Raw genomic sequence first — 15,403 nt, forward strand, 5'->3', positions numbered from 1 at the left:
GCGCCCCCCCCCCCCCCCCCCCCCCCCGCCGCCCCCCCCCCCCCCCCGCGGGGGGGGGGGGGCCCCCCCCGCGACCGGGGGTTTCGATCGCAAGCTCGGCGCTTCAGTCCTCGCCGCGCACGATCTGCGGCTCCGGGTCACGTTCCTGACCCCCCGTCTCGGGGGACTGCTCGACATCGAGTTCCCGGAAGGCGGGCCGACAGGTCCTGATCCGGCCCGCGCCCGCCTCCCCGGTCCGAGCGGAGCGGATGGTGCTGCTGACGTCCTCCACGGCCGACACCTCCTGAGGTCGACAGATCCGGCCCTCTGGTGGTCGGGTCAACTGCCACCTGCGACTACCCGTTCCACCCCGCTTGACACGCCGCTTATCCGTCGCGGCTCTCCCCGGCCGGTACGCCGCACGGGTCAACCCTGCGCGTGTCAGACCATACGACCGGAGCGGCTGCCGTACGGCGGTCCATCCTCGCTCCATGCGTCCGATCACCGCCTGTCTCCTGATGAGCACCCTGTGCCTCGGGCTCGCCGGATGCGGGAGCGTCGAGGAACGCGCGTCCGCGGCGCGGTCGGCCGCCCTCGGCTTCGGGGCGGCGCTGCGCGCCTCCGACGAGGCACGGGCCTGCGAGGCGCTGGCGCCGGCCACCCGCGAGGAGCTGGAGCAGGACGGGCCCTGCCCCACCGCCCTGGCCGCGCTGCGGCTCGACACCGTCGCCGGGGAACCGCTCTCCACCGACGTCTACGGAGAGCAGGCCAGGGTCGTGTTCGCACGGGACAGCGTCTTCCTCGCCTCCTTCCCGGAGGGCTGGAAGGTCACCGCGGCCGGCTGTACGCCGAGGCCAGGACGCCCGGCCCGGTGCGAAGTGAAGGGGGACTGAGGTGCGTACCGTGTTCGTGCTCTGTCTGGCGACCGTCACCGCGGGCCTCGCCCTCGCGCTGACGGTGGGGCTGATGCAGCGATGAGCGGCCCCGTGCGCTTCCTCCGCGACAACGGCCTGACCCTCGCCTTCGGCACGGCGTTCCTGCTCACCCTCGTGGCCCAGGCCTTCGCCGGCTGCGCGGAACTCAACACGGTGCTGCGCTCGTACGCCCTGGACCCCGTCGGATGCGGCGAGTACGTGCTGACCTCCGACTTCCTCGTCGACGTCACCGAGAACTGGCAGTCGGAGTTCCTCCAGTTCTTCCTCTTCGCCTACGGCACCGTCTGGCTGGTCCAGCGCGGTTCGCCGGAGTCGAAGCAGCTCGACAGCATCGGCCGGGAGTCGGACGAGCGGCAGAAGACCGGCGCGTACGCGACCGCCGGGTCGCCCCGCGCCGCCTCCGCCGGCGGACTGCGCCAGAGCCTCTACTCGAACTCCCTCGGCATCGTGATGTGCCTGATCTTCCTGATGTCCTGGCTGGCCCAGTCCGTCACCGGCGTCGTCACCTACAACGAGGGAGAGCTGCGCGAGCTCCAGGATCCGGTCGGCTGGAGCACGTACGTCCTCTCCGCCGAGTTCTGGAACCGCACGCTGCAGAACTGGCAGTCCGAGCTGCTCGCCGTCGCCTCCATGGTGATCCTCTCCGTCTACCTGAGGCAGCGCGGCTCCCCGGAGTCCAAGCCGGTGGGCGCCCCCCACACGGCGACCGGGGTGGAGGGCTGACGCGACAGGTCCAGCATGGTGATCTCGGTCGGGTTGCCCAGGTTCACGGGGCCGTTCATCCCGTGCGCCGCCGCCGTGAGCACGCCCCGCACGGTGTCGTCGACGTAGCACAGCGAGCGGGTCTGCAGCCCGTCACCCGTGACCGTCGGCGGTTCACCGGCGAGGGCCTGGCGGACGAAGGTCGGCACGGCACGGCCGTCGTAGCCGCGGCCCGTACGTGTTGAAGAGCCGCACGGCACAGGCGTCGGTGCCGTGCTCCGAGGACTCCGCCGTGGTCAGCGCCCCGCCGAAGCGCTTCGCCGTACACGCTGCGCGGCCCCACCGGGTTGACGTTGCCCCAGTACCGCTCGTTCTGCGGGTGCTCCCGCAGATCGCCGTACACCTCGGAGGTCGAGGCCAGGACGAAGCGGGCACGTGCGGCGCGGGCGAGCGCCAGGGCGTTGCGCGTGCCCAGACTGCCGGCCTCCAGGGTGTGCAGCGGAAGCCTCAGATAATCGGCGGGGGAGGCCGGGGATGCGAAGTGGAGGACGAGATCGGGCGGCGGGTCGACCCGGAACGGCTCCGAGACGTTCGCCTCGTGCAGACGGAAGCCCGGGTGGGGGAGGAAGCCGGCGATGATCGCCACGCGTCCTCCGCTGTCGAGCAGTGCGGCGCACAGGTGGGACCGACGAAGCCGGCGCCGCCCGTTTGCCCGTTTCTCCGCCGGGCACCGCCTGTCGCAGGACGGGGCCCGCCCACCGAGGAGGACGTCATGGCCACGACGAGACGCCTGACGGAGGCCGGACGGCGCATCGTGGAAGAGGAGACGGCGCCCCTGCCGCACCTTCCCCGCGCACCGGAGGCCGACCGTGAGCGGGTGAACAGACGATGGCAGGAGATCCTTCAGGAGACGCGGGTCGCCCAGACCGGTGTGCAGATCCTGTTCGGTTTCCTGCTGAGCCTCGCCTTCACGCCCCGCTTCGGTGAACTGGGCGGATTCGACCGGGGACTGCACGTCGGCACCGTCGTCCTGGCCGTCTCCTCGACCGCCGCGCTGATCGCCCCGGTCTCCATCCACCGCTGCCTCTCGGGACTGCGCCTCAAGAAGGCTCTGCTGGTACGTCCTTCCCTACCGCCTGCGGCGCAGGGCGCTGCGCCGCGGCCGATCAGGAGGGGCGAACGGCGACACCACGCGGACGCCATAGCGGCGTCCGACCATGGCGGAGCCCCTGACGGCAAGGAGCGTCAGGGGCTTCGCGTGCCTCATACGGCATCGGCCGCGCGCCTCATTCAGGGACGCATCCGGCGAGGTTCTCCGTGTTCGTGATCTCCTTGTCCAGCTTGTCCAGATACGGGGTGACCTGGTCGACCGCCGCCGGCCCGGTCATGTTCCTGTCCAGGTGGTCCATCGTGACGTCCAGCTCCCGGAAGGCGGCCTGCAGGGCGTCGGTGTTCACGCCGGCCTCCTCGGCGGCGTCCTGGATCTGCCCCATGTCGTCGGACATGTCGGCCCTGATGTCCTGGATGCCCTGAACCGTCTCCGACGGGTCCAGGTTCCGCATCTCGGTGCTGTGGCCCTGGAGACCCGTCAACTCCTCGCACACGGCCGTCGTGGCCTCCGCGCGCTCGTCCGCGGCGCCGCCGGACCCGTCGTCGTCGGAGCATCCGGTCAGGGCGAGTACGAACGCCGCGCCCGCCGCCGCCAGGACGCCCGGGACCGTCCGGCGCCCGCGGCGGCCGGCGGACCCTCCTACGGTGCTGGGGGACATCACGCACCACCTCCTCGGTACGCACTCCTCGTGCGCGGATGTCTCGCCGCGGCGGCTACCCGCTGCCGTGTCCCGCACACGCCGGGGCAGAGGTTCCCTCGTCGGCCCGTACGCCGAAGGCCTCACGGCTTGAAGAGGATCTTGACCGCGCCGTCCCGCTTGGTCTGGAACATCTCGTAGGCGTCCGGTGCCTCCGCGAGCGGAAGGCGGTGCGTGGCGAAGCCGTCGAGTCCCAGCGGATCGTCGTCCCCGAGGAAGGGCCGCAGCCTGTCCACCCAGCGCAGGACGTTCGCCTGGCCCATGTGGAGCCGGATCTGCTTGTCGAACATCACGAGGAGCGGCATCGGATCGGCCGCACCCCCGTACACCCCGGCCAGCGACACGGTGCCCCCTCGGCGTACCAACTCGACCGCCAGGTGCAGCGCGGAGAGCCGGTCGACGCCGTAACGGCGCATCAGGCGCCCGGCGAGGGCGTCGGGCAGATGGCCGACCAGCGACTGCAGACCGCGGGCGAGCGGCGCGCCGTGGGCCTCCATGCCGACGGCGTCGACGACCGCGTCGGGCCCCCGGCCGTCCGTCAGGTCGCGCACCCGGTCGACCAGTCCGTCGTCCTCGGACGGATCCAGGGTGTGCACGCCCCGGGCCGCCGCGCGGTCGAGCCTCTCCCGTACGGGATCGATCCCGATGACCAGGCCGGCTCCCCTCAGCAGGGCGATCCGGGAGGCCATGTCGCCGATGGGGCCGAGCCCGAGCACCGCCACCGAGCCGCCGGGCGGCACCTCCGCGTACTCGACGGCCTGCCACGCAGTCGGCAGCACGTCCGAGAGGTAGACGAAGCGGTCGTCCGGCGGGCCCTCCGGCACCGGGATCGGCAGGCTGTTCCCGAACGGCACCCGCAGGTACTCGGCCTGACCACCCGGCACCTGCCCGTACAGCTTGGTGTAGCCGAACAGGGCCGCCCCCGTGCCGTACGCGTGCACCTGCGTCGTCTCGCACTGGGAGTGCAGTCCGCGCGCGCACATCGCGCACGTGCCGCAGGAGACGTTGAACGGGACCACGACCCGGCTGCCCGGCCTGATCCGCCGTACCTCGGAGCCCACCTCCTCGACCACGCCCATCGGCTCGTGCCCCAGCACGTCCCCCGCATCGAGGAACGGCCCCAGCACCTCGTACAGATGGAGGTCGGATCCGCACAGCCCGGACGTCGTGATCCGCACGATCACGTCGGTGGGCTCCTGGATGGCGGGATCCGGCACCGTCTCCACCGAGACCCGCCGCCTGCCCTGCCATGTGACGGCCTTCATCACGGCCACCTCCTTCCCTTCTCGCCGCGCCGCGCAGGGCGGTTCACGGCGTCGCGACCATCGGCGCGCGGGCGGCGAGTCCTCGCTGTCGGCGCCGATCCAGGGCACCTCCGCGAGCCGGAGCAGCAGCGCGGCGGGCAGCGGACTCGGGTGGTACGAGACGAGGACGAGCGCCCGGTCGAAGCGGCGAGCGGCCAGCGCGTCGATCAGCTCGCGGCAGGCGCGCGGTGACACCGGTGTTCCGTGCCGCGGCGGGGCCCCGGGCCGGCCCGGGGACGACCACGGTCATCGCGCGGAGCGCCTCGGGAACCGGCAGCTCGGGGACGCTCCCGCCGTTGCCGGGCCGGTCGTGCACGAGGACGACCCGGGACGGCGGCGGGCCCGTGGACGCCGCCAGGGCGTCGAGGCACGTGGTCAGGCTCGGCCGACCCAGGGTCGGTACGACCACGGCGTAACGCGCCGGAGTGTGGCGGCCGTTCACCGGGCACCGCCCTCGCCGGTCCCGGCGTTCCAGCTCTGGCGGCCGGAGTGGAACATGTCGGCCCTGCGGACCGCGAACGGGCCGATCGCGAGCAGGTCGACCGGCGTCGAGCCGAAGCACTCCAGCGCGTCCCGGGGATCGTCGACCATGGGCCGGCCCGCCGTGTTCAGGCTGGTGTTGACGACGACGGGCAGGCCCGTCAGCCGCTCGAACTCCTCCAGCATCCGGGCCACCAGCGGCTCCTGCAGCCGGTCCACCGTCTGGATCCGCGCCGTGCCGTCGACGTGCACGACGGCGGGTATCCGCTCACGCCAGTCCGGCGCCACGTCGTGCACGAACAGCATGTACGGGCTGGGCAACGGCCCGTCGAAGATCTCGGCGGACCGTTCCGTCAGCACCATGGGCGCGACCGGCCGGAACTGCTCGCGCCCCTTGATGTCGTTGAGCCGCTCCAGGTTCCCGGCGTGCCCCGGGTGCGCGAGCAGCGAACGGTGTCCGAGCGCCCTCGGGCCGTACTCGGAACGCCCCTGGAACCAGGCCACGACCCCGTTGGCGGCCAGCGCCTCCGCCACGGTCGCGGCGATGTCGGGAGGGCGCTCGAACGGCACGGCCGCCGTCTTGAGCCGCCCGGCGAGCTCCGCGTCCGACCACTCCCTGCCGAGGGCGGCCCCCGGCATCGGCGCCGGGTCCTCCCCGGCCTCCGCCGACAGCAGCAGCGCCCCGCCCAGGGCGGTCCCCGCGTCACCGGCGGCGGGCTGCACCCAGACACGGGAGAACGGGCCTTCCCGGGCGATCCGCGAGTTCGCCACACAGTTCAGGGCGACGCCGCCGGCCAGGGTGAGCACACCGTCGTGGGTCCGGCCGTGCAGCCAGCGCACCAGATCGAGCAGCGTCTCCTCCAGCACCGCCTGGGTACTGGCCGCCACGTCCGCGTGCGCCTGGGTCCACGGCTCGTCGGCGGCCCTGGGCGGACACAGCTCCGCCCAGGGCACGCCGTGGGCGAGGAAGCCGCCGTCGCCCGTCGGACGGACGTACCGCCGCAGCTCCCCGAGCATCCTGGGCGTCCCGTGCGAGGCGAGGGCCATCACCTTGAACTCGTCGGAGGAGCGCAGGAACCCGAGGTGCTCGGTCAGCTCCTCGTAGACGAGCCCCAGGGAATGCGGGAGTCCCTGCGCGCGCAGGGGTTCCAGCCGGTTGCCGAGCCGTCGTGCGGCCAGGTGGGAGGCCGATTCCCCGCGTCCGTCGAGGACCAGGACCGACGAGCTCTCGGCCGCCTCCGCGCCGAACGCGCCGGACGCGGCATGCGCCATGTGGTGCCCGACGAACCGCACGGACGCCGGGTCGAGGCCCGGCAGGGCGGTCGACAGAAAGCCGGGGGCACACCGGGCGTACGCCTGGCGCAGACTGTCCCACGGGTCGTCCAGGCCCAGCTCCTCGGCGGTGCGGGCCAGCTCCGGATCGTACGAGTAGGCGACCAGATCCAGGTCGGCGGGCCGCATCCCGGCCACCTCCAGGCACCACCGCGCGGCCTGCTCGGGCAGTTCCCAGGCGGAGAAGGGGACGGGCCGTTTGCCGTGCTTGCGGCGCGAGAAGCGTTCCTCCTCGGCCGCGGCGACGGTGATGCCGTCGACGACCAGGGCCGCGGCGGGGTCGTGGAAGAGGGCGTTGACGCCGAGTACACGCATGGGGGGCCTTTCCGGTGTCGGCGGGGGAGCTCGCCCCCAGAACGCTGAACGGAAGGGGAGCGGGGGGCGGGTCGGGGCGGATCGGGACGCGCGCCGGAGCCTCTCGGCCGGTTCGGCGGACCTCGGCCGGTCCGGCGGACCTCGGCCGGTCCGGCGGACCACGGCCGGTCCGGAAGACCGCAGTCGGTCCGGAGGGTCTCGGGCCGGTCCGGGTGTCCCGGAGCGTCCACCTGGAACCCGGCCGGGCGGCTACCCGTGCCGAGCAGCGCTACTCCTCGGATACGGACATTCCCGATCAGGTGCGGAGCTTCCGCAAGAGCGGTGCATGGACCGGCACCGTCCGGGCAGGGGCCCGTTGCCGCTGCCCGGACCTTTCCCCTCCCGTCCGGGCAGTGGTGGTACGCGAAGCGGCGACGGCGGCCGGATGACCGTGGTCACAGAGAGCTGCCCCGGCCCGGAACGGGCTTCAGCGCTCGGCCAGTGCGCGGGCGGTGCGGACGATGTGGGAGCGCGAGATGCCGGCCGCGTCGAGGAGTTCCCCGGTCGTGCCGGAGCCCGGAAGGCCGGTGACGGCGAGGTGGGCGAAGGCGGGAAAGGCGGAGGAGCCGGTCCGCGCGTCCGTGGCGAGAGCCGACAGGACGGCCTCGCCGATCCCGCCCTCCGGATGATGGTCCTCGACGACGACGAGCGCGCCGGTGTCCCGGGCCGCGCGGGCGATGACCTCGGAGTCGATCGGCTTCACCGAGTACAGGTCGACGACGCGGGCACGGACGCCGTCGGCCGCGAGCCGCTCGGCGGCGGCGAGGCACTCGTGGACGGTGACACCCGCGCCGACGAGGGTGACCTCGTCGTGGTCACCGTGGCGGATGGTCTTGGAACCGCCCACCGGGAAGGCCTCGCCGTCGGCGTAGAGGACGGGGTACGCCCCACGGGTCGTGCGCAGGTAGGAGATGCCGTCGAGATCGGCCATGGTGAGGGTCAGGGCGACCGCCGAGGTGGCGTCACTGGGGTAGAGAACGGTCGAACCGCGCACCGCCCGCATCATGGCGAGGTCCTCCAGGCCCATCTGCGAAGGACCGTCCGCGCCGATCTCGACACCGCAGTGGGTGCCGCACAGGGCCATGTCGATCTGCGACACGGCGGCCATGCGGATGAAGTCGTGCGCGCGCGTCAGGAAGGCCGCGAAGGTCGTGGCGTACGGGCGGAAGCCGCGCACCGCCATGCCGACGGCATCGGCGATCATCTGCTGCTCGGCGATGTACGTCTGGAAGTACCGCTCCGGATGGGCCGTGCGGAAGTCCTCGGCATGGGTGGAGTTGCCGACCTCGGCATCGAGCGCGACGACATCGGGCCGCGCCGCGCCGAGAGCGGCGAGGGCGCTGCCGAAGGCGACCCGGGTGGCGACCTCGTCGCCGACGTCGTAACGAGGCGGCGAGGGCGGTTCGCCCGTCCGGCCCGCCGCCGTCACGCCGGACGCCGTCACGCCCGCCGCCGCCCCGCCGGTCGCCGACGCGCCGGACGGCGGCGCGTCGGGCGGCCGGGGGCCGCGCACCCGCAGGTCGCGTACGCCGCCGAGTTCGGCGACGGCACGGTCCGCCATGTCCCCGGGCAGCGGTTTGCCGTGCCAGCCGTTCTTGTCGGCCACCTCCGTCACACCGCGCCCCTTGACCGTCCTGGCGACGACCACGGTGGGCGCCTGTCCGTCGGCGGCCGTGGTCAGGGCCCGGTCGACGGCCGCGAGGTCGTGGCCGTCGACCACGATCGCCCGGCACCCGAAGGCCTCGGCCCTGCGGGCATAGGCCGACGTGTCCCATTCCAGCTCGGTGGCCCCGCTCTGCCCGAGACGGTTCACGTCGATCAGGACGGTGAAGTTGGCCAGCCGGTGGTGCCCGGCCTTGTCCAGGGCCTCCCACACGGAGCCTTCGGTCATCTCGCTGTCACCGCACAGCACCCACACCCGGTATGACCGGCCCTCCAGCTCCCGGCCCGCCAGCGCCATCCCGACGCCGTACGCGATGCCCTGGCCGAGCGAGCCCGTGGCCACGTCCACCCACGGCAGCACAGGCGTGGGGTGCCCCTGGAGGCGGTGGCCGGAGCGGCGGTAGGTCGTCATCAGCTCGTCGTCGCCGATCGCACCGGCCGCCTTGAACATGGCGTACAGGAGCGGCGAGGCGTGCCCCTTGGAGAAGACCAGGTGGTCGGCCGCCGGATCGTCGGGAGCGTCCCAGTCGTAGCGCAGGTGGCGGGTCATCAGGACCGCCATGAGGTCGGCGGCGGACAGGCTGGAGGTGGGGTGCCCCGACCCGGCGGCGGTGCTCGCCCGCACGGAGTCGACCCGCAGCTGCTGGGCGAGCTCGAAGACCTGGTCGAGATCGCTAGCGGGGCCGAGGGCGGTGGTGGGGGGTGCGGTCATGGCGCAGGTCCTTTCACGCGGGGAGACGGACGAGGGGGTCCAGGCGGTCCCCCGTCCGTCCGGAGCGGGTCCGCGGGTCTATCCGGAGCGGGCTTCGCGCGTCTTCGTACGGTTCTCCTTGCGTATCGCCTCCAGCAGTTCGCTCCTGCTCATCCGTGAGCGGCCGTCGATGTCCAGCCGCCGTGCCAGTTCGTACAGGTGCTGCTTGGTGGCCTTCTCGTCGACGCCTTCACCGCTGCGGGCGGGCCGCTCCCGGGCGGTGCCGGCCCGCGGGTCGGACGGGCCCTTGCGGCCGTGCTCCTTGCGCTCCCAGTGGTCGCCGACCTTCTCGTACGTGTGCTTGAGCGCGCTGAAGGCGACCCGATGGGCTCGCTCGCCCTCCCCGTACTGCTCCACGGCCGAGTCGTGCGCCTTGATCCAGGTGCGCTGCGCCGCCTTCGGGGAGCGCTCCAGGGTCGAGGGAAGCTCCTCTCGTCCTGGCATGGTCACCTCCAGTCATGTGCGGGGACGTCGTACGACGCTCCGGGACCGGGCGGCGGGCACCCTCCGCCCGGCCGCCTCGTCGCGGTCCCACCCAGCGGTGCCCCCGGGACCGCGCCGCAAACGGGGTCGGTGCCGCGAACCGGCGGGCGACCAGGCTCGGCGGGGCCGGAGGAGGGCCTCACCCGGCGGGTCGTCACGGCCTCACCCGGAGGTCGTTTACGGCCTGCCCCGTCGGGCAGGCGCCGACCGGCACGGCGGAGCGCACGCCGCACGCCGCAGGCCTTACGGGCAGCCCGAGCCGATGCGAGTACGCGCGGACCCACGTCCGCGCGGGACGGGAGGCGCAGGATGAACCGACCGGATCGAGGAAGCTCCAAGTCCGGCCCGAAGCTGGACGACGAACGGAAGAAGGAGGCCGAGGGCCTCGTCAGGTCCGGACGGCCCACGCGGGTCGAGGAGTGGCACGACCCGGAGCCCATGGTCGACGAGCCGGCGCCGGAGACCGAGCCCGGATCCGCGCCCGGCCGGAAGTCCGGCCGGAAGAGGAAGGCCGGCTGACCGCAGAACACGAACCTCGGTTGACCGTGAGCCCCCGGGCTCACCGTGCACCCGAGGTTCACCGTGCACGTTCCCGGTGCATCCGGGGTTCACCGTGAGCCGACGGGCGGGCTCAGTCTCGGGGTGAAGCTCCGTCCCGGCCCCCGGGCCCACCGGCGGGGCTGATCGCGGGGGTGCGCAGCGTGGAGATCACCTCGTTGTCGGTGACGTGGGGGAACTCCTCGTACCACTCGCCGACGGACCGGAAGGAGTCCGGCCGGTACAGGCAGATCACGTCGTCGGCCTCGCGGCGCATGGCCTCGGCGGCCTCCGGTGAGCCGACCGGCACGGCGAGAATCAGCCGGCCCGGATCCGTGCCCCGCAGATGGCGCAGGGCGGCGCGCGCCGTCACGCCCGTGGCGAGCCCGTCGTCGACGAGGACCACGGTCCGCCCGGCGGTCTCCGGCTCCGGCCTGCCCTGCCGGTACAGATCCTCACGGCGGTGCAGTTCGGCCCTCTGCCGTCCGACCTCGGGGGCGAACTCGTCCTCTGCCATCCCGAGCATCGCCAGGCTCTCCTCGTCGAACACGGGCGCGTCCTCGCCCACGATGGCCCCGACGCCGATCTCGGGCCGGTCCGGCAGGCCGATCTTGCGCGCCACCAGGACGTCCATCGGTGTTCCGAGCGCACGGGCGACCTCCGCCGCGACGGGCACGCCGCCGCGTGGAAGGGCGAGCACGACGGGCTCGACGAGGCTGTGGGCGGCCGCCCACTCGACGAGCCTGGCGGCCAGTTCCTGTCCCGCCTGCCGATGGTCGTGGAACCGCATCGGATATCACCCTTCCCGCTGGTACCGCCGTACGCCGCCGAGGAACGGCCCAGTGCCCCCGGCGGCCCGAACTGTCGGGCGAGTACCCCGTTCAGGCCCGGAAATGGCCGTCTGGGGCGGGTCCTTCGTATGGCGCGCATGTATTGCGTCACGCGTTCTGTCGTTCGTCACGGAGGGTGGTCCGGCGGCCCCGGGCGCCACTCGGCGCGCCGGTCGCGCGTTGGGGTAGCCGTGACGCCGCTTGCAGTGACGGTTCTGCACCCGTGGCCTGCGGGTTCCGGCCCGCGTGCGGCGTCCCCGACGGAAGCGGTGGCGACAGGCTGTGGAGCATCCCGACGTATGGACGCGAGTCGACGGCTACGGTCCCGACCCCGGGGACCGGTCGCGCGGAACGCGCGGGCTTGTCGGCCGCGAGGGCGAACTGGCGGAACTGCGGTCCGCCCTGGCCCTGCACCGGCTGGTGACCGTGACGGGAGCCGCCGGCATCGGCAAGAGCCGGCTCGCCCGGGCCCTGGCCGTCTCCCCGGCCGGGGAGACGGGGCAGGCCGCGGTCCGGGTGCGCTGGCACGACGGTGTGCCCGTCGGACCACGCGCGCTGACGGCCAGGCTGCTCCGCGCCCTCAGCGCCGCCGCGGGGGCGCCGCCCGGCCAGGGCGTCCCGTCCCTCCGCCGTACCCCTGCCGTCGTGCGCGAGGGCGTGGACATCGCCGAAGCGGCGCGCGCCGTACCCACCGAGGCGCTTCTGGTCGTCCTGGACGACATCGACCCCGTACACACCGAGTGCGCGGGCCTGGTCCAACGTCTCCTCATGGACGTGCCGGGTCTGCGCGTCCTCGTCACGGCCCGCCGCGCGCTCGGGCTCGGCGACGAGCACGTGATCCGCGTCGCGCCGCTGGAGGTCGACGCCCCTCCGGGCGGGCCGGAGCCGTCCCCCGCCGTCGCGCTCTTCCTGTCCCGCACGCCCTCCCGCGCCCACGGCGGCCGACCGGTGCGGGCCTCCGAGCTGCCCACGGTCCGCAGGGTCTGCCGCCTCCTCGAAGGCGTCCCCCTGGCGATCGAACTCGCCGCGGGCCAGCTGGGCGACCTGACGCTCCGGGAACTCGCCGCCCGCCTGGAGGCGGACCAGTGCTGGCTGACCGGCCCCGGCCCCGCGCTCCGGCGGCACCGCTCCCTGTACGCGTCCATCGGCGCGGTGCACACGCTCTGCGATCCGCTCGTACGGACGGTGTGGCACCGGGCGAGCGTCTTCGAGGGCGCGTTCACCGAGGCCGCCGCCGTACTCCTGTGCTCCGGAGCCGGCGTCGAACCGGACCTCGTGCCCTCCTGCCTGGCCCTGCTGAGCGCCACCGGGGTGCTCCGCGCGCTCGGAGAACCGGGAGGGGTGCGCCGGCCCCGCTACCGCATGGCACGCGCCGCACGGGACTTCGGCACGGAACGGCTCCGCGGCGCGGGGGAGCTGCCGGGCGCCCTGGCCCGGCACGCCGTCCACTACCGCGGCGTGGCGGCGGTCGCCGAGACCCTGTGGCACATGGGTCTGCAGCACCAGGCGCTGCAGACCGTCCTTGACGAGTACGACGACCTCATGGCGCTCGCCCCCCGGGCGCTGGCCGGTGCCGAAGGCCGCCCGCCCGACGCCGAGCACATCGAGGAAGCCCTTGAGGTCGTGCTGAGTCTCTGGTTCTGGTGGACGGTCCACGAACAGGGCCGCGAGGGCAGCGCCCTCCTCCTCGGCCTCCTGCCCCACCTCCCGGCCGGGAGCCCGCTCGCCCCCCGCGGACAGTGGCTGGCGGCCTGGCTGACCGCCGCCCACGACCCGCGCACCGCCCGGCGGCTCCTGGACGTCGCCTGGCCGGCCGCCGTCATGGCAGGCGACGACGCCCTCATCGGGCGGATCTCCCACGTCCACGGCACGCTGGCCTGGCACCGGCGCGACCCGGAGGCGGCCGTCCGGTACTACCGCCAGGCGGCCGACGCCGTCCCCGAGTCGGCGCCCGGCGGCCCCCCACCGAGCGTCAGCCTGGCCGCGCTCGCCGTCGTGCAGGCCCACACCGACCCCGAGGCCGCCGCCGGCACCGCTCGTCGCGCCCTCGCGCAGTCGCGCAACCGCGACGACGCCTGGGCCACGGCACTGGCCCAGCACGCCCGCGCGTTCGCCGACCACAGCGCCGGCCGCACCGGCCGCGCACGGCGCCGGGCCCAGCGCGCCCTGACGCACCTCGCGACCGGCCCGGACACCGCTCCCCAGGCCCGCGCGGCGCTGCGCCGCCTGCTGGACCACCTGGAGCCTTCCGCCGACGGCGCCGCCGACGCCGCAGTGCGCCACGACAAGCCGTTCGTGCCGGTGCCCCGCGCGGGAACGCGGAGCGGGGCGCGCCCCTCCGCGACGGAAGCGACCTGGCCGCAGGGATGAGGCCGTCAGCCGGCCGTCAGGACCTCCACGCCCCGAGCGGTGAGCTGCTCGATGACCGGATGGCCGGGGTCCGCGTCGGTGATGAGCCCGGTGATCTCCTCCCAGGGCAGCACGCGGAACCGTGACGCCGTGCCGATCTTCTCGGAGGACGCGAGGATGTGGGTGTCGGCCGCCCGTGCGGCCAGCGCGCGCTTCATCGCCGCCTCGTCGGCGTCTCCGGTCGTCAGCCCCGCCTCGGGGTGCACGCCGGTGACACCGAGCAGGCAGAGGTCGGCCGAGACGTTCTGCGCGGCCTCGACGGCGGCGGCCCCGCAGGCGACCGCCGAGTGCTTGAAGACGCGGCCCCCGAGCAGGAAGAGCTCGGCCCGGGGGTGTTCGAGCAGCGCGGCCACGATTGTCGGGCTGTGGGTGATCACGGTGCACTCCAGGTCCTGCGGGAGGGCACGGGCGACGGCCAGGGCGGTGGTACCGCCGTCGAGGATCAGGGCGCTGCCCGGCCGGACCAGCGCGGCCGCCGCCGTGGCGACCTTGCGCTTGCCGTCGGTCGCCACGCTCTGCCTGGCCGCGTAGTCGACCACCGCGGGCGATACGGGCAGCGCCCCGCCGTAGACCCGCTGGCACAGTCCCTCGGTCGCGAGGTCGCGCAGGTCGCGCCGCACGCTGTCCTCGGAGATCCCCAGTCGGGCGGCGACGTCCTTCGCGACGATCTTGCCCTCGCGGGCGAGCAGTTCGAGCAGGTGGTCGCGCCGTTCAGCAGCCAGCATTCCGCATTCTCTCCTGTTATTGCACGTTTTTGCATGTATCGTAGCGCGGCATGACCGACAAGCCCATGCTCATCCTGATCGCCGGCCCCTATCGCTCCGGCACGGACGGCGATCCGCAGGCCATGGCCGCCAACCTGGCGCGCCTCGAAGCCGCCGCCTGGCCCGTCTTCGCCACCGGCCACCTCCCCGTCATCGGGGAATGGATCGCGCTGCCCGTCCTCCGGTCGGCCGGTGCGGGCCCCGCCGACCCCCTCGCCGACCAGGTGCTCTACCCGACCGCCGACCGCCTGCTCGCCCACTGCGACGCCGTACTGCGCCTGCCCGGCGACTCCGCGGGAGCCGACCAGGACGTCGCCACCGCCCGCCGCCGCGGCCTGCCCGTCTACCACGACGTGGCCGAGATCCCCCGCCGCACCGCGCGGGAGACCGTGTGACGAGCCGCCCCGGCGTCGACGTCCCCGACCACCGCGGCCGCACCGGCCTCGACCGGGCCGGCCGCGATCTGAACCGCAACCCCGACGTGGTGGTCCGGGACGTGGAGCTCACCTCCCGGGGCTGGCACGTCCTGCGTCGCACCACGTACGACTACCGGCGCCGCGACGGGCGCTGGGTCACCGAGCAGCGCGAGACCTACGACCGAGGCGACGGGGCCGTCGTCCTGCCGTACGACCTCGAACGCCGCCGCGTGCTGCTCACCCGCCAGTTCCGCTACCCCGCCTACGTCAACGACCACCCGGACGGCATGCTCGTCGAAGCGGCCGCGGGCCTGCTCGACGGCGACGACCCGCTCGACGCCGTCCGGCGCGAGAGCGCCGAGGAGCTGGGGGTCACGCTCGGCCCGCTCACCCACGTCCTCGACGCCTACATGAGCCCCGGCTCCGTCACCGAGCGCCTCCACTTCTACGCCGCCCCCTACACCCCGGCCGACCGCACGGGAAGTGGTGGCGGCCTCGAGGAGGAGGGCGAGGACATCGAAGTCCTCGAACTCGACTTCACGGAGGCCCTCGCCATGGTCCGCGACGGCCGCGTGACGGACGGCAAGACCATCCTCCTCCTGCAATGGGCCGCCCTGGACGGCCCCTTCGCCGGCCTCCGCACCGAGTAGCCGTCGA

Annotated in this window: 14 protein-coding genes and 2 pseudogenes; 7 read left to right on the forward strand and 9 right to left on the reverse strand. The window is 73.8% G+C overall.

What is annotated here, in order from left to right:
- Nucleotides 1–103 precede the first annotated feature (103 nt).
- Nucleotides 104–271 (reverse strand): hypothetical protein, encoded by a 168-nt coding sequence (locus ACIA8N_RS26720; RefSeq protein WP_365785623.1) that lies wholly within the window; start codon nt 269–271, stop codon nt 104–106.
- A gap of 199 nt (nt 272–470) precedes the next feature.
- Between ACIA8N_RS26720 and ACIA8N_RS26725 the strand changes: the two genes are divergently transcribed.
- Together ACIA8N_RS26725 and ACIA8N_RS26730 are read left to right on the forward strand one after the other, a co-directional pair.
- Nucleotides 471–872 carry a hypothetical protein gene (locus tag ACIA8N_RS26725; RefSeq protein WP_365785625.1) on the forward strand — a complete coding sequence of 134 codons (402 nt, stop codon included), beginning with the start codon at nt 471–473 and terminating at the stop codon, nt 870–872.
- An 81-nt stretch (nt 873–953) separates the two neighbouring features.
- Entirely contained in the window at nt 954–1,637 is a 684-nt protein-coding gene (locus ACIA8N_RS26730; protein ID WP_365785627.1) for a DUF6766 family protein, read from the forward strand.
- Here ACIA8N_RS26730 and ACIA8N_RS26735 read toward each other — a convergent pair.
- A pseudogene (locus ACIA8N_RS26735) lies at nt 1,637–2,390 on the reverse strand (NAD-dependent epimerase/dehydratase family protein); the annotation flags it as partial. The gene ACIA8N_RS26730 and the pseudogene ACIA8N_RS26735 sit on opposite strands and share 1 nt — an antisense overlap.
- On the opposite strand from ACIA8N_RS26735, the pseudogene ACIA8N_RS26740 reads away from it, so the two are divergent.
- Nucleotides 2,389–2,733 (forward strand): annotated as a pseudogene (locus ACIA8N_RS26740) (DUF6328 family protein); the annotation flags it as partial. The pseudogenes ACIA8N_RS26735 and ACIA8N_RS26740 overlap by 2 nt on opposite strands.
- A gap of 169 nt (nt 2,734–2,902) precedes the next feature.
- Here the strand turns inward: ACIA8N_RS26740 and ACIA8N_RS26745 are convergent.
- From ACIA8N_RS26745 to ACIA8N_RS26765, 5 genes are all read right to left on the reverse strand, one after another.
- A complete protein-coding gene (locus ACIA8N_RS26745; protein ID WP_365785629.1) occupies nt 2,903–3,385 on the reverse strand; it encodes a hypothetical protein in 483 nt (160 codons plus the stop codon).
- A gap of 122 nt (nt 3,386–3,507) precedes the next feature.
- The gene (locus ACIA8N_RS26750) at nt 3,508–4,689 is read right to left on the reverse strand and encodes an alcohol dehydrogenase catalytic domain-containing protein (RefSeq protein WP_365785720.1); all 1,182 of its coding nucleotides are present in this window, start codon (nt 4,687–4,689) and stop codon (nt 3,508–3,510) included.
- A 477-nt stretch (nt 4,690–5,166) separates the two neighbouring features.
- Nucleotides 5,167–6,855 (reverse strand): carbamoyltransferase C-terminal domain-containing protein, encoded by a 1,689-nt coding sequence (locus ACIA8N_RS26755; RefSeq protein ID WP_365785631.1) that lies wholly within the window; start codon nt 6,853–6,855, stop codon nt 5,167–5,169.
- A gap of 466 nt (nt 6,856–7,321) precedes the next feature.
- On the reverse strand, nt 7,322–9,268 hold the full coding sequence (locus ACIA8N_RS26760) for a transketolase (protein WP_365785633.1): 1,947 nt from the start codon (nt 9,266–9,268) through the stop codon (nt 7,322–7,324).
- A gap of 78 nt (nt 9,269–9,346) precedes the next feature.
- The gene (locus tag ACIA8N_RS26765) at nt 9,347–9,751 is read right to left on the reverse strand and encodes a ChaB family protein (protein WP_365785635.1); all 405 of its coding nucleotides are present in this window, start codon (nt 9,749–9,751) and stop codon (nt 9,347–9,349) included.
- Nucleotides 9,752–10,099: 348 nt separating this feature from the next.
- Between ACIA8N_RS26765 and ACIA8N_RS26770 the strand changes: the two genes are divergently transcribed.
- Nucleotides 10,100–10,309 carry a hypothetical protein gene (locus tag ACIA8N_RS26770; RefSeq protein WP_365785728.1) on the forward strand — a complete coding sequence of 70 codons (210 nt, stop codon included), beginning with the start codon at nt 10,100–10,102 and terminating at the stop codon, nt 10,307–10,309.
- 112 nt (nt 10,310–10,421) lie between these two features.
- Here ACIA8N_RS26770 and ACIA8N_RS26775 read toward each other — a convergent pair whose 3' ends face one another.
- Entirely contained in the window at nt 10,422–11,117 is a 696-nt protein-coding gene (locus ACIA8N_RS26775) for a phosphoribosyltransferase family protein (protein ID WP_365785637.1), read from the reverse strand.
- 322 nt (nt 11,118–11,439) lie between these two features.
- Between ACIA8N_RS26775 and ACIA8N_RS26780 the strand changes: the two genes are divergently transcribed.
- Nucleotides 11,440–13,527, forward strand: a complete 2,088-nt coding sequence (locus ACIA8N_RS26780; RefSeq protein ID WP_365785639.1) for an AAA family ATPase — start codon at nt 11,440–11,442, stop codon at nt 13,525–13,527.
- Nucleotides 13,528–13,532: 5 nt separating this feature from the next.
- Here ACIA8N_RS26780 and ACIA8N_RS26785 read toward each other — a convergent pair whose 3' ends face one another.
- Nucleotides 13,533–14,291, reverse strand: coding sequence for a DeoR/GlpR family DNA-binding transcription regulator (locus tag ACIA8N_RS26785; protein WP_365785641.1), 759 nt, complete (start codon nt 14,289–14,291; stop codon nt 13,533–13,535).
- 50 nt (nt 14,292–14,341) lie between these two features.
- Here ACIA8N_RS26785 and ACIA8N_RS26790 point away from each other — a divergent pair, with 50 nt between their 5' ends.
- A complete protein-coding gene (locus tag ACIA8N_RS26790) occupies nt 14,342–14,725 on the forward strand; it encodes a DUF4406 domain-containing protein (RefSeq protein WP_365785643.1) in 384 nt (127 codons plus the stop codon).
- On the forward strand, nt 14,722–15,396 hold the full coding sequence (locus ACIA8N_RS26795; RefSeq protein ID WP_365785645.1) for an NUDIX domain-containing protein: 675 nt from the start codon (nt 14,722–14,724) through the stop codon (nt 15,394–15,396). The genes ACIA8N_RS26790 and ACIA8N_RS26795 overlap by 4 nt, the downstream gene beginning before the upstream one ends.
- Nucleotides 15,397–15,403 lie beyond the last annotated feature (7 nt).

Origin of the sequence: Streptomyces sp. NPDC051822 (genome assembly GCF_044452745.1) — a bacterium.
Classification (GTDB): domain Bacteria; phylum Actinomycetota; class Actinomycetes; order Streptomycetales; family Streptomycetaceae; genus Streptomyces.

Excerpts from the sequence above, each read along its gene's own strand:
- ACIA8N_RS26725 (WP_365785625.1), top strand. The coding sequence starts at position 471 with ATGCGTCCGATCACCGCCTGTCTCCTGATGAGCACCCTGTGCCTCGGG.
- ACIA8N_RS26730 (WP_365785627.1), top strand. The coding sequence starts at position 954 with ATGAGCGGCCCCGTGCGCTTCCTCCGCGACAACGGCCTGACCCTCGCC.
- ACIA8N_RS26745 (WP_365785629.1), bottom strand. The coding sequence starts at position 3,385 with ATGTCCCCCAGCACCGTAGGAGGGTCCGCCGGCCGCCGCGGGCGCCGG.
- ACIA8N_RS26750 (WP_365785720.1), bottom strand. The coding sequence starts at position 4,689 with ATGAAGGCCGTCACATGGCAGGGCAGGCGGCGGGTCTCGGTGGAGACG.
- ACIA8N_RS26755 (WP_365785631.1), bottom strand. The coding sequence starts at position 6,855 with ATGCGTGTACTCGGCGTCAACGCCCTCTTCCACGACCCCGCCGCGGCC.
- ACIA8N_RS26760 (WP_365785633.1), bottom strand. The coding sequence starts at position 9,268 with ATGACCGCACCCCCCACCACCGCCCTCGGCCCCGCTAGCGATCTCGAC.
- ACIA8N_RS26765 (WP_365785635.1), bottom strand. The coding sequence starts at position 9,751 with ATGCCAGGACGAGAGGAGCTTCCCTCGACCCTGGAGCGCTCCCCGAAG.
- ACIA8N_RS26770 (WP_365785728.1), top strand. The coding sequence starts at position 10,100 with ATGAACCGACCGGATCGAGGAAGCTCCAAGTCCGGCCCGAAGCTGGAC.
- ACIA8N_RS26775 (WP_365785637.1), bottom strand. The coding sequence starts at position 11,117 with ATGCGGTTCCACGACCATCGGCAGGCGGGACAGGAACTGGCCGCCAGG.
- ACIA8N_RS26785 (WP_365785641.1), bottom strand. The coding sequence starts at position 14,291 with ATGCTGGCTGCTGAACGGCGCGACCACCTGCTCGAACTGCTCGCCCGC.
- ACIA8N_RS26790 (WP_365785643.1), top strand. The coding sequence starts at position 14,342 with ATGACCGACAAGCCCATGCTCATCCTGATCGCCGGCCCCTATCGCTCC.